This window comes from Streptomyces nymphaeiformis, assembly GCF_014203895.1.
Lineage (GTDB): Bacteria > Actinomycetota > Actinomycetes > Streptomycetales > Streptomycetaceae > Streptomyces > Streptomyces nymphaeiformis.
In genome coordinates this window covers 443694-465603 of sequence record NZ_JACHJY010000004.1, presented here as the reverse complement: position 1 = coordinate 465603, position 21910 = coordinate 443694, and the positions used below count along the sequence as shown (strand labels likewise).

Here is a 21910-nt window from a genome sequence, read left to right as displayed (position 1 = left end):
GATCGGGGCGATACCGCGCACAGGCAAAGGGCGGGCCGCGTTCCGGTGAAGACCGGAGCACGGCCCGCCCTGGGCGGCCTCGACGAGAAGGTCAGCCCTCGGCGTTCCTGCGGTCCATGACCCGCCCCTCGCCGGGGGCCAGGGTCGTGAGGATCCGCTCCAGATCGTCCATCGAGGCGAACTCGACGACGATCTTGCCCTTCTTCTGCCCCAGGTCGACCTTCACCCGCGTCTCGAAGCGGTCCGAGAGCCGGGAAGCGAGGTCCGTGAGCGCGGGCGAGACCCGGGCACCGGCACGCGGGCCCTTCGGCTTGGCCGCCGACGCGGGCTCCTCGGAGCCCATGAGGCTCACGATCTCCTCGACGCTGCGCACCGAGAGGCCTTCGGAGACGATCCGGTACGCGAGCTTGTCCTGGGCGTCCGAGTCCTCCACACCGAGCAGGGCCCGCGCATGGCCGGCGGAGAGCACCCCGGCGGCGACGCGGCGCTGCACCGGAAGGGAGAGCTTCAGCAGACGCAGCGTGTTGGAGATCTGCGGACGGGACCGCCCGATCCGCTCCGCGAGCTGGTCGTGCGTGCAGCCGAAGTCCTTCAGCAGCTGCTCGTAGGCGTGGGCCTCCTCGATCGCGTTCAGCTGGGCCCGGTGGAGGTTCTCCAGGAGCGCGTCCAGGAGCATCTTCTCGTCGTCGGTGTCCCGGACGATCGCCGGAATCCGCTCCAGGCCGGCCGTCGTCGAAGCCCTCAGACGACGCTCACCCATGACGAGCTCGTAGCGGTCGGCCTCGATCTTGCGGACGACCACGGGCTGCAGCAGACCGACCTCCTTGATGGAGGTGACGAGCTCCGCCAGCGCGTCCTCGTCGAAGACCTCACGGGGCTGGTGCCGGTTGGGAACGATCGCGTCGATCGACAGCTCGGTGAAGTAGGCCCCGGCCGGAGGCTCCGGCAGCGCCACCGGCGCGGGCTCGTTCCACGTCGGGCTCGACTCCGGGGCCTGCGGGCTCTGCGGCAGCGTCGCCAGCTTCGCGGCGGCCACCCCGCGCTCCACCGGCCGTTCCTGGGGAGCAGCGGGGATCAGCGCACCCAGTCCGCGCCCCAACCCCCTACGTCGCTCACTCACTGGATCCCCTCCGACATGCTGCGCTGGTTGTTCTGGTGCCCGACATGGGCGTGCTGCGGGTCGTAGTGCACGGCGGCCCCCCGCAGGGCGATCTCACGGGCCGCTTCGAGATACGACAGGGCGCCGCTGGAGCCCGGGTCGTAGGTGAGGACCGTCTGCCCGTAGCTCGGTGCCTCCGAGATGCGGACGGACCGCGGAATGCTGGTCCGGAGCACCTCCTCGGCGAAGTGGCTGCGCACCTCGTCGGCGACCTGGGAGGCGAGCCTCGTCCTGCCGTCGTACATGGTGAGCAGAATCGTCGAGACGTGGAGCCCCGGGTTGAGGTGCCCTCGCACCAGCTCGACGTTCCGCAGAAGCTGGCCGAGCCCCTCCAGTGCGTAGTACTCGCACTGGATCGGGATCAGGACCTCCGCGCCTGCCACCATGGCGTTGACCGTGAGGAGGCCGAGCGAGGGCGGGCAGTCGATCAGGATGTAGTCCAGCGGCTGCTCATAGGCCTGGATCGCCCGCTGCAGGCGGCTCTCACGCGCCACCAGGGACACCAGCTCGATCTCCGCACCGGCGAGATCGATGGTGGCGGGGGCGCAGAAGAGGCCCTCGACGTCCATGACCGGCTGCACCACATCGGAGAGCGGCTTGCTGTCCACCAGGACGTCGTAGATCGAGGGGACCTCGGCGTGGTGGTCGATGCCGAGTGCCGTGGAGGCGTTGCCCTGCGGGTCCAGGTCGATGACCAGGACACGAGCGCCGTGCAGCGCCAGGGAGGCGGCAAGGTTGACCGTCGTGGTCGTCTTGCCCACGCCGCCCTTCTGGTTGGCGACCACCATGACGCGCGTCTGGGCCGGGCGGGGAAGTCCCTCACCGGCACGACCCAGCGCCTCTACTGCCAGCTGGGCAGCACGACCGATGGGGGTGTCGTCCATGGGGGGCGGTGTTTCACGTGAAACATCCTCCCCCACCGATTCGGTTCGGGGACCGGGGACCGGATCGGTCATCGGTCCCGCGATGTTGGCGTCGGACCGCAAGGATTCACTCTCCTCGGCTTCAGGCTCGCGATGAGGAGAGCCTGCCATGCTTTCGGGGTCGTGAACCAGCGAGGTAGGTGGTTCTGTGGGTGAATCCACCTCTGTGGACAACTCCGTAACCCTCACGGGTGGCTTCACACGGGGGCTACGGTCCCGGGGTGCGGCAGCCGCGCGACCACGGCTGATGATCCCCTGCAGCAGAGAGCGATGTTTCACGTGAAACACGATGCCCCTGCCGCCCGGCCGGGACCGTTCGACACTCCGAAATGGTACGTATGCGACGCTCAGCGGCGCCGACGGGTCTTGCTCGTCCGGGCGGCCTTGGCCCGCTTGGCCGCGAACCGCACACCACCGGGGCTCTCGCCGCACTCCACCCGCACGACCGTGGTCAGCGGATCGACGATCCCCTCGCCCACGTGCAGCACCGAGGCCTCCACCACACCGAGCCGGGAGAGCGCGGCGCGAGCGCCGTCGATCTCCTCCTGCGCGGTGTCGCCCTTGAGCGCCAGCATCTCTCCGTACGGACGCAGCAGGGGAACGCCCCAGCCGGCCAGCCGGTCGAGCGGGGCCACCGCGCGGGCGGTCACCACGTGCACCGGCGTGATCTTGCCGAGCATCTCCTCCGCGCGCCCGCGGACCACGGTGACGTGGTCGAGGCCGAGCAGCTCGACGACCTCCTGGAGGAAGTTCGTCCGGCGCAGGAGCGGCTCCAGGAGCGTGATCTTCAGGTCGGGCCGGACCAGGGCCAGGGGGATGCCGGGCAGACCGGCGCCCGAGCCCACGTCGCAGACGGTCACACCCTCGGGGACGACCTCCGAAAGGACGGCGCAGTTCAGCAGGTGACGTTCCCAGAGGCGCGGGACCTCGCGCGGGCCGATCAGGCCGCGCTTCACGCCCGCGTCCGCGAGCAGCTCCGCGTACCGCACGGCCTCCGGGAAGTACTCGCCGAAGACCGTCCGCGCCTGCTCCGGCGCCTCGGGGAGCTCAGCTGCCTCCGTTGCCTCCGTCACGGGAACCGTCCTTCCGTACCGCACGCCTCGCGTGCGAGCGCACTGTGGTGGCTGACTATCAAGGCTGACAAAGATCGGCCCCGCCTGCGAACAGACGGGGCCGACACTACGTGAGGGGTCAGGCCGGGAGCACGACGACGAAGCGCTGCGGCTCCTCGCCCTCGGACTCGCTGCGCAGACCGGCGGCGGCGATCGCGTCGTGCACGACCTTGCGCTCGAACGGCGTCATCGGGTCCAGCTTGACCGGCTGGCCGGTGGACTTCACCTCGGCCGCGGCCTTGGCGCCCAGCTCGGCGAGCTCGGCGCGCTTCTTGGCCCGGAAGCCGGCGATGTCGAGCATCAGGCGGCTGCGGTCACCGGTCTCGCGGTGCACGGCGAGACGGGTCAGCTCCTGGAGGGCCTCCAGGACCTCGCCGTCGCGGCCCACGAGCTTCTGCAGGTCGCGGCTGCTGGAGTCGCTGATGATCGAGACCGCGGCCCGGTCCGCCTCGACGTCCATGTCGATGTCGCCGTCGAGGTCGGCGATGTCGAGCAGGCCCTCGAGGTAGTCGGCCGCGATCTCACCCTCCTGCTCCAGGCGGGTCAGGGTGTCGCCACCCTCGGCGGCGGCGGAGGTGGTGCCTTCCGTCACGGATGGACTCCTTCTTGCTTCGTGGAGGCTTACTTCTTGGAGGACGGGTGCTTGGGCCGCTGCTGGCCCTTGCGCTGACCCTGGCCGGACTTGCCCTGGCGGGAGCCACCGGAGTTGGCACGGCTGCCGCGCTGGGGCTTGTCGCCCTGCGCCTCGCCCTTGGCCTCGGTCGTGGCCGAACCCTGGGGCTTCTTCTCGAGCGAAGGCGCGGGGGTCGCCTCGTCGGCGGCCGGCTCGGAGCCTTCCTCGGAGTCCTTCGCCACGGGCTGCTGGGCTCCGGAGGACTGGCGCTGGGCCTTGGTCTGGCGCTTGGGCTGCTGGCGCCTGGCGGCGGCACCGCCCTCGGCCTCGGCCACGATCGTGTCGCTCTTGATCACGGTGCCGTCCGCCTGGGCGGCGAAGCCGGCCTTGGACAGGCCCACGAAGAAGCGGCGCTCGTTCTCGTTGCGGTCGCTGCCCTTGGCGACGATGACCTTGACGATGTTCTTCCGGCGGCGGCCCTTGACCTCACCGCTGTGCGTGACGCTCTTCAGCAGGCGCTGGAGGTAGGCGTCCTGGGCCTTGGATCCCGGGGTCGGGTTCTGGTTGATCACGTACATCTGCTGGCCCATGGTCCACACGTTGGTGGTCAGCCAGTAGACGAGGACACCGACGGGGAAGTTGATGCCCATGCCCGCGAAGATCAGCGGGAAGATGTACATCAGCATCTTCTGCTGCTGCATGTACGGGGTCTTCACCGAGAGGTCGACGTTCTTCATCATCAGCTGGCGCTGGGTGAAGAACTGCGAGGCCGACATCATCACGATCATGATCGCGGTGACGATGCGGACGTCGGTCAGCGAGGCACCGAGGGAGGCGACCTTCTCGGCGCTGTCCGTGAACTTCGCGGCCAGCGGCGCACCGAAGATGTGGGCCTGACGGGCGCTGGCGAGCAGGTCCTCGTTGATGACGCCGATCGTCTGGCCGTTGGCGATGCTGGAGAGCACGCGGTACAGGGCGAAGAAGAACGGCGACTGCGCCAGGATGGGAAGGCACGAGGAGAGCGGGTTGGTGCCCGTCTCCTTGTACAGCTTCATCATCTCTTCGGACTGACGCTGCTTGTCGCTCTTGTAGCGCTCCTGGATCGCCTTCATCTTCGGCTGGAGCGCCTGCATGTTCCGCGTCGACTTGATCTGCTTCACGAAAAGCGGGATCAGACAGATACGGATCAGCACCACCAGGGACACGATGGACAGTCCCCAGGCCCAGCCCGTGTCGGGGCCGAAGATCGCCCCGTACATCGAATGGAACTGGACGATCACCCAGGAGACGGGTGTGGTGATGAAGCTGAACAGACTGGCAATCGTGTCCACTAATCAGGCTCCTTGAGCATTGGGCGAGGTCTCGGCGGCCGGGCTCGTCTCGGCGGGGGCCCCGCCCTTGTCGCCGCGCAGCGCGGTCCGCAGCATCTCGTGCCAGCGGGGGCGCTTGCGCGGGGGGACGTGATCCACGCCGCCGGGCGACCACGGGTTGCACCGCAGGATCCGCCAGGCGGTCAGGGCCGTGCCCTTGATCGCGCCATGCCGGTCGATGGCCGTGAATCCGTAGTGGGAACACGACGGGTAGTACCGGCAGACGGGGCCCAGAAGAGGGCTGATCGTCCACTGGTACAGCTTGATGAGAGCCAGCAGCGGGTACTTCATCGCGCGCCCCCTCCCAGCAGCCGCTGGAGAGCGGCGTCCAGGTCTCGGGCCAGCTGTGCGTGATCGGCGTCGCCGGCTCCGGGCAACGCCCGTACGACCACCAGGCTACCGGGGGGCAGCGCGGCAATGCGGTCGCGGACGAGATGGCGCAGGCGTCGCTTCACCTGGTTGCGTACCACCGCACCGCCCACGGCCTTGCTCACGACGAAACCCGCACGCGTCGGGGGAGCGCTCTCCCCAGGCGCGTGCGGGTCCGTTGCACCGCTGCGTAGGTGGACGACGAGGAGCGGGCGACCGGCCCGGCGACCTCGGCGTACCGCGGTTGCGAAGTCCTCGCGCCGCCTCAGCCGATTCTCGGTAGGCAGCACGTCATGACCTGTTTAAGTGGATCAGGCGGACAGGCTCGCGCGACCCTTGGCACGGCGGTTCGCCAGGATGGCGCGGCCGGCACGGGTGCGCATGCGCAGGCGGAAGCCGTGGGTCTTCGCGCGACGACGGTTGTTCGGCTGGAAGGTGCGCTTGCTCACTCGGGGGCTCCAGAAATGATTCGTAGATGGCGGGACATCGCCTGGCTGTCACCGTGCGCCCACGAGTAGCTCGCAATACGCCCGAGTGCACCGCTAAACGACCACTTAGCGTGATCTTTGCCCATCGGAGGCAGGCGGCAGCAGCCATCGACAACTCGACCTGGTTACGGTACGCGCGGCTACGCCATCCGGTCAAACCGACCTGTCGCCACCCCCCATTGTGCACAGGCTGTGGACAACAACTTGAACCACGTCATCCGCCCCGACTACCGTGGGCGGCCTCCGCAATCTTTTTCCGTTCTGTCCTCACCTGTCCCGGGCGGACCCGTCCTCACGGACTTCGACCCACTGTCCCCGAGAACCACACCATTCGTGGGACCTGCGAGAAAGCGTGCCCTGTGGCTGACGTACCTGCCGATCTTGCCGCAGTGTGGCCACGCGTCCTCGAGCAGCTACTCGCCGAGGGCCAGCAGGGCATCGAGCCCAAGGACAAGCAGTGGATCGAGCGCTGCCAGCCGCTCGCCCTGGTCGCCGACACCGCTCTCCTCGCCGTGCCCAACGAGTGGGGGAAGCGGGTCCTGGAGGGCCGGCTCGCTCCGCTGATCAGCGAGACCCTGAGCCGTGAGTGCGGCCGGCCGATCCGGATCGCGATCACCGTCGACGACTCCGTCGGCGAGCCGACTCCGCCGGCACCCCCGGCGCAGCAGCCGCAGCAGCCCCGCTACGACGAGCGCGCGCAGCCCGAGCCGTACGAGAAGTACGACGGCTACGGCCACCGGCCGATGCCCGACGACGGGCTGCCCACCGCGCGCCCCGCCTATCCGGACTACCAGCAGCAGCGGCCCGAGCCCGGTGCCTGGCCGCGCACCCAGGAGGACCTCTCCTGGCAGCAGCCGCGGCTCGGCGGCTACCAGGAGCGCGCCCCGTACACCGGTCCGAGCGGCCCGGCGGGTCCCGAGCAGTCCCGGCCGACGCGTTACGACGAGCCCGCCCGCGGCTACGAGCAGCAGCGGCCCGAGCGCGCCGAGCTGCCCGACCCGCAGAACCACGGCCCCCGTCCCGGTCCCCGCCCCGGCGGTCCGGTCCCCGGTCCGGTCGGCGTACCGGGCGGCGGTCCCGGTTCCTCTTCCTCCGGGCAGGGCGCGGGCGCCCCGGGCGAGCAGCACGCGCGGCTGAATCCCAAGTACCTCTTCGACACCTTCGTCATCGGTTCCTCGAACCGGTTCGCGCACGCGGCCGCCGTCGCGGTCGCCGAGGCGCCGGCGAAGGCGTACAACCCGCTCTTCATCTACGGGGAGTCGGGCCTCGGCAAGACCCACCTGCTGCACGCGATCGGGCACTACGCGCGGAGCCTCTACCCGGGCACGCGCGTGCGGTACGTGAGCTCCGAGGAGTTCACCAACGAGTTCATCAACTCGATCCGCGACGGCAAGGGCGACGCGTTCCGCAAGCGCTACCGCGACGTGGACATCCTGCTGGTCGACGACATCCAGTTCCTGGCGAGCAAGGAGTCGACGCAGGAGGAGTTCTTCCACACCTTCAACACGCTCCACAACGCCAACAAGCAGATCGTGCTGTCCTCGGACCGGCCGCCCAAGCAGCTGGTGACCCTGGAGGACCGGCTCCGCAACCGCTTCGAGTGGGGCCTCACCACCGATGTGCAGCCGCCGGAGCTGGAGACGCGCATCGCGATCCTCCGCAAGAAGGCGGTGCAGGAGCAGCTCAACGCCCCGCCGGAGGTACTGGAGTTCATCGCCTCCCGGATCTCGCGGAACATCCGCGAGCTGGAGGGCGCGCTGATCCGGGTGACGGCCTTCGCGAGCCTCAACCGGCAGCCGGTGGACCTCGGACTGACCGAGATCGTCCTCAAGGACCTGATCCCCGGGGGCGAGGACAGCTCGCCGGAGATCACCGCTCCCGCCATCATGGCGGCCACGGCCGACTACTTCGGTCTGACGGTGGAGGACCTCTGCGGATCCTCGCGCAGCCGCGTCCTGGTGACGGCCCGGCAGATCGCCATGTACCTGTGCCGTGAGCTCACGGACCTGTCGCTGCCGAAGATCGGCGCGCAGTTCGGCGGCCGCGACCACACGACGGTGATGCACGCGGACCGGAAGATCCGTGCCCTGATGGCGGAGCGGCGCTCCATCTACAACCAGGTCACCGAGCTCACCAACCGCATCAAGAACGGCTGACACAGGCCTCCAGGCCCCCTCCACGGCCTCTCGAAGGGCGCCCCGGGACACCTCCCGGGGCGCCCTTCGGCGTTCCCCGCCGTCCTCGGCCGTCCCCGGCCGCCCCTGCCCTGTTCGATTACCTCGTTCCGGTGGCAGGTTCTCCACAGATTGGGGGATGATCTCCCGTCCACAGGGTGGGGACTGCCGAGTTATCCGGATTGTGTCCACAGGCAGGCCTGATGACAGATCATCACCCCAGGTCAGACCCTTGTGGAATTGTTGGCAAACGTCATCCACAGCCTGTGGATGAATCTTTCGTCCACAGGGGGCCCGGAAGGTTGTCCACTGGCTGCCCACAGGGAGAGATCGGTTGCCCACAGCTTCTCCACACCGCTGTCCACTGTTCGGCAACGAAACACCCCCTCTCACCAGCCCGAGTGAAAGCCGTCACACCAAGGGAGACGTTTGGGCTGTGGGGAACCTGGGGAAAGCTGGGGACAGCGCTGGGGAGAACTCCCCATGGCCTGTGTACCGGCTGTGCAGAACTTTCGGGTGTCCACAGAACCCCTCGGTTGTCCACGGGTTCCACCCACAGGACCAGTGGACAAAAAACTGGACCTGACCTGCGAAAACGACGTTATCCACGGTTTCCACAGGCCCTACTACTACTCCCACATAGAGTTAGCCCGGAATTCGCTTCGAAGTGGGACCTGTGCACAACTCGGCGCCGGAGCCTCGACGCGCTCTCGTCTCGACTTGACCCCGAGCAGCACCGAGTGTCGGTGGCGTACGTCAGACTGGTTCCCGCAGTCGACGAAGAGCCAGCAACAGCAGGAGGCGGTTCCGGTGAAGATCCGGGTGGAGCGCGATGTACTCGCGGAGGCGGTGGCCTGGGTGGCCCGCAGCCTCCCGGCCCGTCCGCCGGCGCCCGTACTCGCGGGCCTTCTCCTGAAGGCCGAGGACGGCGCCCTGAGCTTCTCGAGCTTCGACTACGAGGTCTCGGCGCGGGTCTCGGTCGAGGCCGAGGTGGAGGAGGACGGCACCGTCCTCGTCTCCGGCCGCCTGCTCGCCGACATCTGCCGCGCCCTCCCCAACCGTCCGGTGGAGATCTCCACAGACGGTGTACGGGCGACCGTGGTCTGCGGCTCCTCCCGCTTCACCCTCCACACCCTGCCTGTGGAGGAGTACCCGGCGCTGCCGGAGATGCCCACCGCGACCGGCACCGTCCCCGGTGAGGTCTTCGCCTCCGCCGCCGCGCAGGTGGCCATCGCCGCCGGCCGTGACGACACGCTGCCCGTCCTCACCGGTGTGCGCATCGAGATCGAGGGCGACACGGTCACCCTGGCCTCCACCGACCGCTACCGCTTCGCGGTCCGCGAGTTCCTGTGGAAGCCGGAGTCCCCGGACGCCTCCGCGGTCGCCCTGGTGCCCGCGAAGACCCTCCTGGACACCGCCAAGGCGCTCACCAGCGGCGACACGGTGACCCTGGCGCTCTCGGGCTCCGGCAAGGGCGAGGGCCTCATCGGCTTCGAGGGCGCGGGCCGCCGCACCACCACCCGCCTCCTGGAGGGCGACCTCCCGAAGTACCGGACGCTCTTCCCCACCGAGTTCAACTCGGTCGCGGTGATCGAGACCGCCCCCTTCGTGGAGGCCGTGAAGCGTGTGGCCCTGGTGGCCGAGCGCAACACCCCGGTCCGGCTCAGCTTCGAGCAGGGCGTGCTGATCCTGGAGGCCGGCTCCAGCGACGATGCACAGGCTGTGGAGCGTGTGGACGCGCAGCTGGACGGCGACGACATCTCGATCGCCTTCAACCCGACCTTCCTGCTCGACGGCCTGAGCGCCATCGACTCCCCGGTCGCCCAGCTCTCCTTCACGACCTCCACGAAGCCGGCGCTGCTGAGCGGCAAGCCCGCGCTCGACGCCGAGGCGGACGAGGCCTACAAGTACCTGATCATGCCGGTGCGACTGAGCGGTTGATCCCGTTTTACGGGGGCGTCGCCTGAGCGGCTGACCCCACAGGTGTGCACCCGGGTCCGGGCGTAGGCTCGGACCCGGGTAAACCGCACACGACGCTTAAGGAATCTCTGATGGAGCTCGGTCTCGTCGGTCTCGGCAAGATGGGCGGCAACATGCGTGAGCGCATCCGCCGCGCAGGCCACACCGTCATCGGATACGACCGCAACCCGGACCTCGCCGATGTCCACAGCCTCGAAGAGCTTGTGGGCAAGCTCAAGGGTCCGCGCGTCGTGTGGGTCATGGTCCCGGCCGGTGCCGCGACCCAGTCCACCATCGACGAGCTGGCGCAGCTGCTCTCCCCCGGCGACATCGTCGTGGACGGCGGGAACTCGCGCTGGACGGACGACGAGAAGCACGCCGAGGAGCTCGCCGCCAAGGGCATCGGCTTCGTCGACTGCGGCGTCTCCGGCGGCGTGTGGGGCCTGGAGAACGGCTACGCGCTGATGTACGGCGGCTCCGCCGAGGACGTGGCGAAGGTCCAGCCGATCTTCGACGCCCTCAAGCCCGAGGGCGAGTTCGGCTCGGTCCACGCGGGCAAGGTCGGCGCCGGCCACTTCGCGAAGATGGTCCACAACGGCATCGAGTACGCGATGATGCAGGCCTACGCCGAGGGCTGGGAGCTCCTGGAGAAGGTCGACTCCGTCACCGACGTGCGCGAGGTCTTCCGCTCCTGGCAGGAGGGCACGGTCATCCGTTCCTGGCTGCTGGACCTCGCGGTGAACGCGCTGGACGAGGACGAGCACCTGGACAAGCTGCGGGGCTACGCGTCGGACTCCGGCGAGGGCCGGTGGACGGTCGAGGCCGCCATCGACAACGCCGTCCCGCTGCCGGCGATCACCGCCTCGCTGTTCGCGCGGTTCGCCTCCCGTCAGGACGACTCCCCGCAGATGAAGATGATCGCCGCGCTGCGCAACCAGTTCGGTGGCCACGCGGTCGAGACGAAGAAGTAATCCACAGGCTGTGCACCCCGCGGTGCACAGCCGCCGGGGGAAGAAGGTCGGCGCCCACCATGCACGTCACGCATCTCTCGCTGGCCGACTTCCGCTCGTACGCCCGGGTCGAGGTCCCGCTCGACCCGGGCGTCACCGCTTTCGTGGGAGCGAACGGCCAGGGCAAGACCAATCTGGTCGAGGCCATCGGCTATCTCGCGACCCTCGGCAGCCACCGCGTCGCCTCCGACGCCCCGCTCGTCCGGATGGGGGCGGAACGCGCGGTCATCCGCGCCGCCGTCACCCAGGGCGAGCGCTCCCAGCTGATCGAGCTGGAACTCAACCCGGGCCGCGCCAACCGCGCCCGTATCAACAGGTCCTCGCAGGTCAGGCCACGTGATGTGCTCGGCATCGTACGGACCGTGCTGTTCGCCCCCGAGGACCTCGCCCTGATCAAGGGCGACCCCGGTGAGCGCCGGCGCTTCCTCGACGAGCTGATCACGGCGCGCACGCCGCGCATGGCGGGCGTGCGCTCCGACTACGAGCGCGTGCTGAAGCAGCGCAACACCCTCCTGAAGTCGGCGGCGATGGCCCGGCGGCACGGCGGCCGCGGCATGGACCTCTCCACCCTGGACGTGTGGGACCAGCACCTGGCCCGGGCCGGCGCCGAGCTGCTCGCCCAGCGGATCGACCTCATCGCCGTACTGCAGCCGCTCGCCGACAAGGCGTACGAGCAGCTCGCGCCCGGCGGCGGACCGATCCTCCTGGAGTACCGCCCCTCCGCGCCGGGCTCCGGGCACACCCGCGAGGAGCTGTACGAGCAGCTGCTCGCCGCCCTCGCCGAGGTCCGCAAGCAGGAGATCGAGCGGGGCGTCACGCTCGTCGGACCCCACCGGGACGAGCTGCTCCTCAAGCTCGGCGACCTCCCCGCGAAGGGGTACGCGAGCCACGGCGAGTCCTGGTCGTACGCGCTGGCGCTGCGGCTCGCCTCGTACGACCTGCTGCGGTCCGAGGGCAACGAGCCGGTCCTCGTCCTCGACGACGTCTTCGCCGAGCTGGACGCGCGGCGGCGCGAGCGGCTCGCGGAGCTGGTGGCCCCGGGCGAGCAGGTGCTCGTCACGGCCGCTGTGGACGACGACGTGCCGGGCGTGCTGGCGGGCACGCGGTACGCGGTGTCCGGCGGGACGGTGGAACGGGTATGAGCGAGCAGAGTTCCCCACAGCCTGTGGACAGGCCCGCGCCGCCCGAGCCCTCGGGTGTGGATCTCGCCCGGGTCGCGCTGCGCGCGGCGAAGGAGCAGGCGAAGGCGCGGGGTGCGGCGGCCGCGCAGAAGAAGCAGGCCCGGCGCGGCGGCGGGCTGCGCTCCGGCGCGCGCGCCGACGGACGCGACCCGATGGCGCTCGGCGCCGCGATCAACCGGCTGATCACCGAGCGGGGCTGGGAGACCCCGGCGGCGGTCGGCGGGGTCATGGGCCGCTGGCCGCAGATCGTCGGCGAGGACCTCGCGAAGCACTGCGTACCGGTGAAGTTCGACGACGAGCCGGACGCGCGGGTGCTGACGGTGCAGTGCGACTCCACCGCGTGGGCCACGCAGCTGCGGTTGCTGGCGCCGAGGCTGGTGGCGCGGCTGAACGAGGACCTGGGGCACGGGACGGTGCGGGTCATCAAGGTCCTTGGGCCTGGTGCGCCTCGGCGCGGGTACGGGCCCCTGAGGGCGCCGGGGTCCGTCGGGCCCGGGGACACGTACGGCTAGAGCGCCGGGCGGATCGGTGCGGGGCCGTCGCCGGGGTCCTCGGGGCGCGGGCCCGGGCAGAGGGCGCCGTCGCGCGTGAGCGTGGTGCCCACCCGTCGAGCCCACTCGTTGTGCCCACCCGTTCCGCAGGGCGGAACGCATGCTCACGACGCGGCGGCGGACGTGCCCACGGCCGGATCGGAGCGTGTGCCCACTGGCCGTCACCGGTCGAAGCGCTAGGTGGCCGTCTACGGGCTCTGGAGCCCCTATCCGGATATGGGGAGTCGTCTCGCTCCCGCTCAGGGCGGCACATGCGCATTCAGGTACCGGCAAACCCCCATGAGTGTCGGCGCTACCGGTAGACTGGGAGACAATCCCGCCACCCTGCGGAACATGTCGAACGACGCAGCCGCTCCCGTATGCCCGGAGAACGGCCTGTGCTGTGCCAGAAAGGGCGCTTCGTGGCCGATTCCGGCAACCCCAACGAGAACAAGCAGTACACCGCCAGCAACATCCAGGTCCTCGAAGGTCTGGATGCCGTGCGCAAGCGCCCTGGCATGTACATCGGCTCGACCGGCGAGCGCGGACTGCACCACATGGTGCAGGAGGTCGTCGACAACTCGGTCGACGAGGCCCTGGCCGGCTATGCCGACACCATCGACGTGACGATCCTGCCCGACGGCGGGCTGCGCTGCGTCGACAACGGACGTGGCATCCCGGTCGGCATCGTGGAGTCCGAGGGCAAGCCGGCCGTCGAGGTCGTGCTGACCGTGCTCCACGCGGGCGGCAAGTTCGGCGGCGGCGGCTACGCCGTGTCCGGCGGTCTGCACGGTGTCGGCGTGTCGGTCGTGAACGCCCTGTCCACCAGGGTCTCCGTCGAGATCAAGACGGACGGCCACCGCTGGACGCAGGACTACAAGATGGGCGTCCCGACGGCCCCGCTCGTCCAGCACGAGGCGACCGAGGAGACCGGCACGACGGTGACCTTCTGGGCCGACCCGGACATCTTCGAGACCACCGAGTACTCCTTCGAGACGCTCGCGCGCCGCTTCCAGGAGATGGCCTTCCTCAACAAGGGCCTCACCCTGACGCTCACGGACGAGCGCGAGTCGGCGAAGGCCACGGTCGGCGCGGACGACCCCGAGGCGGAGGCCGCCGAGGCCGCCGCGCGCACGGTGAAGTACCACTACGAGGGCGGCATCGTCGACTTCGTGACGTACCTCAACTCGCGCAAGGGCGAGCTGATCCACCCCACCGTGATCGACCTGGAGGCGGAGGACAAGGACAAGAACCTGTCCCTCGAGGTCGCGATGCAGTGGAACAGCGGCTACAGCGAGGGCGTGTACTCCTTCGCCAACATCATCCACACCCACGAGGGCGGCACGCACGAGGAGGGCTTCCGCGCCGCGCTGACCTCGCTGATCAACAAGTACGCGCGCGACAAGAAGCTGCTCCGCGAGAAGGACGACAACCTCACGGGCGACGACATCCGCGAGGGTCTGACGGCGATCATCTCGGTCAAGCTGAGCGAGCCGCAGTTCGAGGGCCAGACCAAGACCAAGCTGGGCAACACGGAGGTCAAGACCTTCGTCCAGAAGGCGGTCTACGAGCACCTCAACGACTGGCTGGACCGCAACCCGAACGAGGCCGCGGACATCGTCCGCAAGTCGATCCAGGCCGCCACCGCGCGCGTGGCCGCGCGCAAGGCGCGCGACCTGACCCGCCGCAAGGGCCTCCTGGAGTCGGCCTCGCTGCCGGGCAAGCTCTCCGACTGCCAGTCGAACGACCCGTCCAAGTGCGAGATCTTCATCGTCGAGGGTGACTCCGCCGGCGGCTCGGCCAAGTCCGGCCGCAACCCGATGTACCAGGCCATCCTGCCGATCCGCGGCAAGATCCTGAACGTCGAGAAGGCCCGCGTCGACAAGATCCTGCAGAACACCGAGGTCCAGGCGCTGATCTCCGCCTTCGGCACCGGTGTGCACGAGGACTTCGACATCGAGAAGCTCCGCTACCACAAGATCATCCTGATGGCGGACGCCGACGTCGACGGTCAGCACATCAACACCCTGCTGCTGACCTTCCTCTTCCGCTTCATGCGGCCGCTGGTCGAGGCCGGGCACGTCTACCTCTCCCGCCCGCCGCTCTACAAGATCAAGTGGGGCCGGGACGACTTCGAGTACGCGTACTCGGACCGCGAGCGGGACGCGCTCGTCGAGCTGGGCAAGCAGAACGGCAAGCGGATCAGGGAAGACTCGATCCAGCGCTTCAAGGGTCTCGGCGAGATGAACGCCGAGGAGCTGCGCGTCACCACCATGGACGTCGAGCACCGCGTGCTCGGCCAGGTCACCCTGGACGACGCCGCCCAGGCCGACGACCTGTTCTCGGTGCTCATGGGCGAGGACGTCGAGGCACGGCGCTCGTTCATCCAGCGCAACGCCAAGGACGTTCGCTTCCTCGACATCTGAGTCGGTCTCAGCTGACCGTACGAAAGGACTGACGACCAGCAATGGCCGACGAAAACACCCCTGGCACCACCGAAGAGCAGGAACCCGTGCTGCGGATCGAGCCCGTCGGGCTCGAGACCGAGATGCAGCGCTCGTACCTCGACTACGCGATGTCCGTCATCGTGTCCCGCGCGCTGCCCGACGTACGGGACGGCCTCAAGCCCGTGCACCGGCGCGTGCTGTACGCGATGTACGACGGCGGCTACCGGCCCGAGAAGGGCTTCTACAAGTGCGCCCGCGTCGTCGGTGACGTCATGGGTACGTACCACCCGCACGGCGACTCCTCGATCTACGACGCGCTCGTCCGCCTCGCCCAGCCCTGGTCGATGCGCATGCCGCTCGTCGACTCCAACGGCAACTTCGGCTCCCCGGGCAACGACCCGGCCGCCGCCATGCGCTACACCGAGTGCAAGATGGCGCCGCTGTCGATGGAGATGCTCCGCGACATCGACGAGGAGACCGTCGACTTCACGGACAACTACGACGGCCGCAACCAGGAGCCGACGGTCCTCCCGGCCCGGTTCCCGAACCTGCTGGTCAACGGCTCCGCCGGCATCGCCGTCGGTATGGCCACCAACATCCCGCCGCACAACCTGCGCGAGGTCGCGGCCGGCGCCCAGTGGGCGCTGGAGCACCCCGACGCCAGCCACGAGGAGCTCCTCGACGCGCTGATCGAGCGGATCAAGGGCCCCGACTTCCCCACCGGCGCGCTCGTCGTCGGCCGCAAGGGCATCGAGGAGGCGTACCGCACCGGCCGTGGCTCGATCACGATGCGCGCGGTCGTCGAGGTCGAGGAGATCCAGAACCGCCAGTGCCTGGTGGTCACGGAGCTGCCCTACCAGACCAACCCGGACAACCTCGCGCAGAAGATCGCCGACCTGGTCAAGGACGGCAAGATCGGCGGCATCGCCGACGTCCGCGACGAGACCTCGTCCCGCACCGGCCAGCGCCTCGTCATCGTGCTCAAGCGCGACGCCGTCGCCAAGGTCGTCCTCAACAACCTGTACAAGCACACCGACCTGCAGACGAACTTCGGCGCGAACATGCTGGCGCTCGTCGACGGCGTGCCGCGCACCCTCTCGCTCGACGCGTTCATCCGCCACTGGGTGACGCACCAGATCGAGGTCATCGTCCGCCGGACCCGCTTCCGGCTGCGCAAGGCCGAGGAGCGCGCCCACATCCTGCGCGGCCTCCTCAAGGCCCTCGACGCGATCGACGAGGTCATCGCCCTCATCCGCCGCAGCGAGACGGTCGAGGTCGCCCGTACGGGCCTGATGGACCTGCTCACGATCGACGAGATCCAGGCCAACGCGATCCTGGAGATGCAGCTCCGCCGGCTCGCCGCCCTGGAGCGCCAGAAGATCATCGCCGAGCACGACGAGCTCCAGGCGAAGATCAACGAGTACAACGCGATCCTGGCCTCCCCGGAGCGCCAGCGGGCGATCGTCAGCGAGGAACTGGCCGCGCTCGTCGAGAAGTTCGGCGACGACCGCCGCTCCAAGCTCGTGCCCTTCGACGGTGACATGTCCATCGAGGACCTGATCGCCGAGGAGGACATCGTCGTCACGATCACGCGCGGCGGCTACGTGAAGCGGACGAAGACCGAGGACTACCGCTCGCAGAAGCGCGGCGGCAAGGGCGTGCGCGGCACGAAGCTGAAGCAGGACGACATCGTCGACCACTTCTTCGTGTCCACCACCCACCACTGGCTGCTCTTCTTCACGAACAAGGGCCGGGTCTACCGGGCCAAGGCGTACGAGCTGCCGGACGCCGGCCGGGACGCGCGCGGCCAGCACGTGGCCAACCTGCTGGCCTTCCAGCCGGACGAGCAGATCGCCCAGATCCTGGCGATCCGCGACTACGAGGCCGCGCCGTACCTGGTGCTCGCCACCAAGGCCGGCCTGGTGAAGAAGACCGCGCTGAAGGACTACGACTCGCCGCGTTCGGGCGGTGTCATCGCGATCAACCTCCGGGAGACCGCGGACGGCGGCGACGACGAGCTGATCGGCGCCGAGCTGGTCTCGTCCGAGGACGATCTGCTCCTGGTCAGCAAGAAGGCGCAGTCGATCCGCTTCACCGCGACGGACGACGCGCTGCGTCCGATGGGACGCGCCACCTCGGGCGTCAAGGGGATGAGTTTCCGCGAGGACGACGAGCTGCTCTCGATGAATGTCGTCCGGCCCGGTACTTTCGTCTTCACCGCGACCGACGGCGGGTACGCGAAGCGCACCCCCGTCGACGAGTACCGCGTCCAGGGCCGTGGCGGCCTCGGCATCAAGGCCGCCAAGATCGTGGAGGACCGCGGCTCGCTCGTGGGCGCGCTGGTGGTCGAGGAGACCGACGAGATCCTCGCCATCACGCTGTCCGGCGGTGTGATTCGTACGCGAGTCAATGAGGTCAGGGAGACCGGCCGTGACACCATGGGCGTCCAGCTGATCAACCTGGGCAAGCGCGATGCCGTCGTCGGCATCGCACGGAACGCCGAGGCCGGCAGCGAGGACGAGGACATCGAGGACGCCGAGGGCGTCGTCGGGTCGGCAGAGTCGATCGAGGCCGAGGCGGCCGAGGGCACGGAGCCCACGGCCGGGGAGCACGAGGAGTAAGAGCGTGAGTGGAGCCACGGGCGCCGGATCGGCGGCTGCCGGAGTTCCTGCCGGTGCTGGAGCGAACGGCGCCCGTGGCCCCGCCACGGACTCCCAGGGGGTTGCGGTGACGGACACTCGGGGGCAGCAGCCCTCGTACGAGACGTACAACGGGCCACTGCCCGGCGAGCGCCCCCAGGGGCAGCCGGGAGGGCCCTACCACCCGCCACAGGCGTACGGCACGCCTGCGGGCGGTACGCCTGTGGGCGGTACGCGGGGCGGGCAGACCGGCGCCGTGCGCCGGCCGCGTACCGGGGCGAGTACGACGCCCAGGACGCGCAAGGCGCGGCTGCGGGTGGCCAAGGCCGACCCGTGGTCGGTCATGAAGGTGAGCTTCCTGCTCTCCATCGCGCTGGGCGTCTGCACGGTCGTGGCCGCGGCGGTGCTGTGGATGGTCATGGACGCCATGGGCGTCTTCTCGACGGTCGGCGGCACGATCAGCGAGGCCACGGGCTCGAACGAGTCCAACGGCTTCGACCTGCAGTCGTTCCTGTCGCTGCCGCGGGTCCTGCTGTTCACCTCGGTGATCGCCGTGATCGACGTGGTCCTGATGACCGCCCTCGCGACGCTGGGCGCCTTCATCTACAACCTGTCGGCCGGTTTCGTGGGCGGTGTCGAGCTCACGCTGGCGGAGGACGAGTAGTCCGCGTGGGGCCGGCCCCGGCTATCGATTTTGGGACTGGCCCCCACGTGCGCTAATGTTCAGGAGTCAGCGCGGCGGACACGAAAAACCGCAAAGCGCGGCGGGGCTATAGCTCAGTTGGTTAGAGCGCATCCCTGATAAGGATGAGGCCACAGGTTCAAATCCTGTTAGCCCCACAGATCGGATCGACCCGGATGGTACTCCATCCGGGTCGATCTGTTTGTGTGAGGTTTGAAGCAGGGGTGCGAAGCCCGTACAGGTCACCGATCGGTATCGGTCGATGTGTAGAGTGGGCGTCAGAAGTCTCCTACGTCAACGAAAGACGAGGTCGCGCGGTGAAGAAGCTTCTCCTGGTCGCACTGGCCGCCATCGGCGGGCTCCTCGTGTACCGCCAGATCCAGGCGGATCGCGCCGAGCAGGATCTGTGGACGGAGGCGACCGACTCCGTGCCCGCAGGTTCCGGTGTCTGAGAGACACACACTCTGTGGGTGAAGCCCCGGCCGCGTGAGCGGACCGGGGCTTTGCTGTACCCCACCCCACGCGAGTTCACTAGCGCAAAATTTCTGATTGCTCAAGCAAAGTTATCGTGCGGACGAACGGGAGAGACGCGTGGGCACGCAGGCCGGGAGGCGGACCGGGATCGGCCGGAGGACGGGAGCCCTGGTCGCGGCGGCCGCGGCGGTGGGCGCGGTGACGGCCCTGCCCGCCCAGGCCGTGGCGGCCCGGGACAGGGCCGGCGAGGCCATGGGGACCGCTACCCGGGCCGGTGGGGCCCTGAGGGCCGGGGGGACCTCCGTACCGCCGTACGCCTTCGACGGCTCGGCCCAGCGGATCCAGGGCGCCGCCTCCAGCCTCGACGCGAAGCCCCTGAAGACCGGCCAGACCTACCGGGACACCCTCAAGAGGAACGGCAAGGTCTACTACCGCGTCGACCTCGACACGAAGCGGAACACCTACGTCTCCGTCGTCGCCGTCCCCAAGCCCGGCGGCAAGGTCGAGTACGGCGACGGCTTCAAGGTCAGCATCCAGGACAACTCCGGAACCGACTGCGGCTACCAGGAGGCGAACTTCGGCTCCGGGCAGTACGCCAGGCCGCTCGTCGCCTACGCCCGCCGGACCGTCGACCCGGACACCTCCAGCTGCCAGAAGCAGGGCGCGTACTACGTCCTCGTCGAGCGCGAGTCGGCGGCGGCCTCCACCCCGGACGACTGGGAGCTCGAGCTCCGGTACGTGACCGAGCCCCTCCTCAAGCAGGCCGGCCCCACCGCGCTCCCCGAGGCCTGGGCGTCCGCCACGCCCGCTCCGCCGGCCGGAGGCCAGCAGAAGCGGCAGGGCGGCGACGGCTTCCACGGGGCCGTCTCGCTGCGGGAGGGCGAGTGGCGGGCCGACATCCGGCCCGGCCAGACGCTCTTCTACCGGGTGCCCGTGGACTGGGGGCAGCAGCTCTTCGCCAGCGCCGAACTCGGCAGCGGCACCGAGGGCGACCTCGTGAGCAACGCGCTCACCCTCTCGCTCGACAACCCGGCCCTCGGCTTCGTCGACATGAACACGGTCAGTTACGACGGGAAGCCCGCGACGCTGGCGCTCGACCCGCTGCGACCGGTGGCCCACGAGAACCGCACCTCGTACCAGGAGGCCACCAGCGGCATGCGCTTCGCCGGCTGGTACTACCTCACGGCGACGCTGAGCCCGGACATCGCCGCCGAGTACGGCGACAAGCCGGTGCCGCTGACGCTCCGGGTGAACGTCGAGGGCAGCCCGAAGACGGCTCCCGCGTACGACGCGGACCCCGGCGTCTTCTCCGTGACGGCGGACGACCGGGAGGCCGCGGCGAACGGCGCCACCGGGGCGGACGCCACGACGAACGGCACCATGCAGGTCGTCGCGGCGGCCGGGATCGGCACCGGGACCGTCCTGCTCCTCGGGCTCGGGGCCTGGACCCTCCTTGCCCGGCGGCGGGCTGCCTGAGCCCTCAGATCTGCGTCAGCGCCCAGAAACCGACCGCGAACGACACCAGCGCGAGCAGCAGCACCGGGACCGCCACCTTCGGGGGCGGTCCCGGCCGTCGTACGGGGGCGGGCGCCGCGGGTGCGGTCTGCGTGACCGGGGGAGGCAGGTGGAAGCTGCCCGTCCCGGAGGGCCGGGGCAGCGGCGGCGGCGAGGAGACCTGGGCGGTGGGCTGGTAGCCCTGGTAGCCCTGGTAGGGCTGGTGCTGCGGCTGTGGGGGCTGCGGAGGCTGCTGATACGGCTCTGCCTGCTGTACGGGCGGTGCCTGCTGGGCGACCTGCTGTACGGGCGGTGCCTGCTGTACGGGCTGCTCCTGGGCCGGTACGGGTACGGGTACGGGAGCGGGCGCGGGTGCGGGTGCCGTGGGGCCTTCCGGGCCGAAGCCTGCCGGGAGGGGACCCAGTTGGTCGACGATCTCGACCGGCACCTCGCCCGGGCCCGGCTCGGGAAGCAGCTCGACGGCGGCGCTCAGCGCCTTCCGTACCCCCGAGGCCGTCCGGAACCGCGCCTGCGGATCGGGCTGGAGCAGACCCGCGAGAACCTGCCACAAGGGCTCAGGAATGCCCTCCGGGGCGCCCGGAGTGCCGTACACGCGGAAATGCTCGACCAGGGCCTGGGAGTCCGGCCTGCTGCCCTTGAGCAGGTACAGCGCGACCAGGCCGACGGCGAAGAGGTCGGCGGTGAAGTCCGGCTCGGCGCCGAGCAGCTGCTCGGGCGCGAAGTAACCGGGTGTCCCCACCACGTAGTTGGTCTCCGTGAGGCGGGGTTCGCCCTTGCGCATGGAGATGCCGAAGTCGGAGAGCCGCAGATGCGGCCGCCCGGCGCCGGTGACCTCCATGAGGATGTTCGCGGGCTTGATGTCCCGGTGCACGACCCCCTCGGCGTGCACCGTGGCCAGGCCCGAGAGCAGCTGGTCGAGCAGGGTGCAGACGAAGCGGGGCGGCAGCGGGCCGTGGTTCCCGATGACATGGGCCAGCGAGCCGCCGGCCACCAGGTCCATCGTGAAGAGGACCTTGTCGTCGTCGGCGGCCCAGCTGGCCGGGGCGAGGACGTGCGGATGGTCGATCCGCAGCGCCTGCTCGCGGACGAAGCGGAGCAGCGTGTGCGCGTCGCTCTGCAGGAGCACCTTGGCCGCCACGTAGCGGCGGCGCCGGTGGTCCCAGGCACGCCACACGGCGCCCGCCCCGCCGCGTCCGATCGGGTCGACCAACTCGTACCGACCAGCGAAGACCTCACCCATCGCGCTGCGCCCGCTCCCCGTCCGC

The 21910-nt window shown here is 69.5% G+C and carries 19 protein-coding genes and 1 tRNA gene; 11 read left to right on the top strand and 9 right to left on the bottom strand.

The genetic code is table 11. From position 1 onward, the window contains the following. Positions 1–91: 91 nt before the first annotated feature. The 8 genes from GGE06_RS16280 to rpmH form a co-directional block, all read right to left on the bottom strand. Positions 92–1120 carry a ParB/RepB/Spo0J family partition protein gene (locus GGE06_RS16280; protein WP_116159983.1) on the bottom strand — a complete coding sequence of 343 codons (1029 nt, stop codon included), beginning with the start codon at positions 1118–1120 and terminating at the stop codon, positions 92–94. Next, positions 1117–2193 carry a ParA family protein gene (locus GGE06_RS16275; RefSeq protein ID WP_184931124.1) on the bottom strand — a complete coding sequence of 359 codons (1077 nt, stop codon included), beginning with the start codon at positions 2191–2193 and terminating at the stop codon, positions 1117–1119. Before GGE06_RS16275 ends, GGE06_RS16280 begins: the two co-directional genes overlap by 4 nt. A gap of 236 nt (positions 2194–2429) precedes the next feature. Further along, the gene (gene rsmG / locus GGE06_RS16270) at positions 2430–3179 is read right to left on the bottom strand and encodes a 16S rRNA (guanine(527)-N(7))-methyltransferase RsmG (protein ID WP_116159985.1); all 750 of its coding nucleotides are present in this window, start codon (positions 3177–3179) and stop codon (positions 2430–2432) included. Between the two features lie 94 nt (positions 3180–3273). Beyond that, a complete protein-coding gene (locus GGE06_RS16265; RefSeq protein WP_030685783.1) occupies positions 3274–3786 on the bottom strand; it encodes a Jag family protein in 513 nt (170 codons plus the stop codon). Positions 3787–3815: 29 nt separating this feature from the next. Continuing rightward, positions 3816–5138 (bottom strand): membrane protein insertase YidC, encoded by a 1323-nt coding sequence (yidC, locus tag GGE06_RS16260; protein WP_116159986.1) that lies wholly within the window; start codon positions 5136–5138, stop codon positions 3816–3818. Positions 5139–5141: 3 nt separating this feature from the next. Continuing rightward, the gene (yidD, locus tag GGE06_RS16255; protein ID WP_116159987.1) at positions 5142–5468 is read right to left on the bottom strand and encodes a membrane protein insertion efficiency factor YidD; all 327 of its coding nucleotides are present in this window, start codon (positions 5466–5468) and stop codon (positions 5142–5144) included. Beyond that, complete coding sequence (gene rnpA, locus GGE06_RS16250; protein WP_116159988.1) at positions 5465–5836, bottom strand: ribonuclease P protein component; 372 nt, start codon at positions 5834–5836, stop codon at positions 5465–5467. The genes yidD and rnpA overlap by 4 nt, the downstream gene beginning before the upstream one ends. Before the next feature lie 21 nt (positions 5837–5857). Next, positions 5858–5995: a 50S ribosomal protein L34 gene (gene rpmH / locus GGE06_RS16245; protein ID WP_015659252.1), complete on the bottom strand. Its 138-nt coding sequence runs from the start codon at positions 5993–5995 to the stop codon at positions 5858–5860. 398 nt (positions 5996–6393) lie between these two features. Between rpmH and dnaA the strand changes: the two genes are divergently transcribed. The 11 genes from dnaA to GGE06_RS16190 all read left to right on the top strand — a co-directional run bounded on the left by dnaA (position 6394) and on the right by GGE06_RS16190 (position 20606). Beyond that, positions 6394–8190, top strand: coding sequence for a chromosomal replication initiator protein DnaA (gene dnaA / locus GGE06_RS16240; protein WP_116159989.1), 1797 nt, complete (start codon positions 6394–6396; stop codon positions 8188–8190). 828 nt (positions 8191–9018) lie between these two features. Beyond that, entirely contained in the window at positions 9019–10149 is a 1131-nt protein-coding gene (gene dnaN, locus GGE06_RS16235; protein WP_041130169.1) for a DNA polymerase III subunit beta, read from the top strand. A gap of 110 nt (positions 10150–10259) precedes the next feature. Then, entirely contained in the window at positions 10260–11138 is an 879-nt protein-coding gene (gene gnd, locus GGE06_RS16230) for a phosphogluconate dehydrogenase (NAD(+)-dependent, decarboxylating) (protein ID WP_116159990.1), read from the top strand. Between the two features lie 59 nt (positions 11139–11197). Further along, complete coding sequence (gene recF / locus GGE06_RS16225) at positions 11198–12319, top strand: DNA replication/repair protein RecF (RefSeq protein ID WP_184931123.1); 1122 nt, start codon at positions 11198–11200, stop codon at positions 12317–12319. Beyond that, the gene (locus tag GGE06_RS16220; protein WP_116159992.1) at positions 12316–12870 is read left to right on the top strand and encodes a DciA family protein; all 555 of its coding nucleotides are present in this window, start codon (positions 12316–12318) and stop codon (positions 12868–12870) included. Before recF ends, GGE06_RS16220 begins: the two co-directional genes overlap by 4 nt. Before the next feature lie 416 nt (positions 12871–13286). Next, positions 13287–15314: a DNA topoisomerase (ATP-hydrolyzing) subunit B gene (gene gyrB / locus GGE06_RS16215; RefSeq protein ID WP_116159993.1), complete on the top strand. Its 2028-nt coding sequence runs from the start codon at positions 13287–13289 to the stop codon at positions 15312–15314. Positions 15315–15355: 41 nt separating this feature from the next. Further along, positions 15356–17956: a DNA gyrase subunit A gene (gene gyrA / locus GGE06_RS16210; RefSeq protein WP_184931122.1), complete on the top strand. Its 2601-nt coding sequence runs from the start codon at positions 15356–15358 to the stop codon at positions 17954–17956. Positions 17957–18062: 106 nt separating this feature from the next. Further along, complete coding sequence (locus GGE06_RS16205) at positions 18063–18638, top strand: DUF3566 domain-containing protein (protein WP_184931121.1); 576 nt, start codon at positions 18063–18065, stop codon at positions 18636–18638. Positions 18639–18740: 102 nt separating this feature from the next. Beyond that, positions 18741–18814: transfer RNA gene (locus GGE06_RS16200), tRNA-Ile, on the top strand. Positions 18815–18973: 159 nt separating this feature from the next. After that, the gene (locus GGE06_RS42030) at positions 18974–19108 is read left to right on the top strand and encodes a DLW-39 family protein (protein WP_003958712.1); all 135 of its coding nucleotides are present in this window, start codon (positions 18974–18976) and stop codon (positions 19106–19108) included. A gap of 139 nt (positions 19109–19247) precedes the next feature. Next, on the top strand, positions 19248–20606 hold the full coding sequence (locus GGE06_RS16190; protein WP_312883156.1) for a hypothetical protein: 1359 nt from the start codon (positions 19248–19250) through the stop codon (positions 20604–20606). Positions 20607–20610: 4 nt separating this feature from the next. On the opposite strand, the gene GGE06_RS16185 is transcribed toward GGE06_RS16190, so the two are convergent. Then, positions 20611–21885 carry a serine/threonine-protein kinase gene (locus GGE06_RS16185; protein ID WP_184931120.1) on the bottom strand — a complete coding sequence of 425 codons (1275 nt, stop codon included), beginning with the start codon at positions 21883–21885 and terminating at the stop codon, positions 20611–20613. Positions 21886–21910 lie beyond the last annotated feature (25 nt).

Excerpts from the sequence above, each read along its gene's own strand:
- yidD (WP_116159987.1), bottom strand. The coding sequence starts at position 5,468 with ATGAAGTACCCGCTGCTGGCTCTCATCAAGCTGTACCAGTGGACGATC.
- gnd (WP_116159990.1), top strand. The coding sequence starts at position 10,260 with ATGGAGCTCGGTCTCGTCGGTCTCGGCAAGATGGGCGGCAACATGCGT.
- recF (WP_184931123.1), top strand. The coding sequence starts at position 11,198 with ATGCACGTCACGCATCTCTCGCTGGCCGACTTCCGCTCGTACGCCCGG.
- GGE06_RS16185 (WP_184931120.1), bottom strand. The coding sequence starts at position 21,885 with ATGGGTGAGGTCTTCGCTGGTCGGTACGAGTTGGTCGACCCGATCGGA.
- GGE06_RS16275 (WP_184931124.1), bottom strand. The coding sequence starts at position 2,193 with ATGGCAGGCTCTCCTCATCGCGAGCCTGAAGCCGAGGAGAGTGAATCC.
- GGE06_RS16220 (WP_116159992.1), top strand. The coding sequence starts at position 12,316 with ATGAGCGAGCAGAGTTCCCCACAGCCTGTGGACAGGCCCGCGCCGCCC.
- gyrA (WP_184931122.1), top strand. The coding sequence starts at position 15,356 with ATGGCCGACGAAAACACCCCTGGCACCACCGAAGAGCAGGAACCCGTG.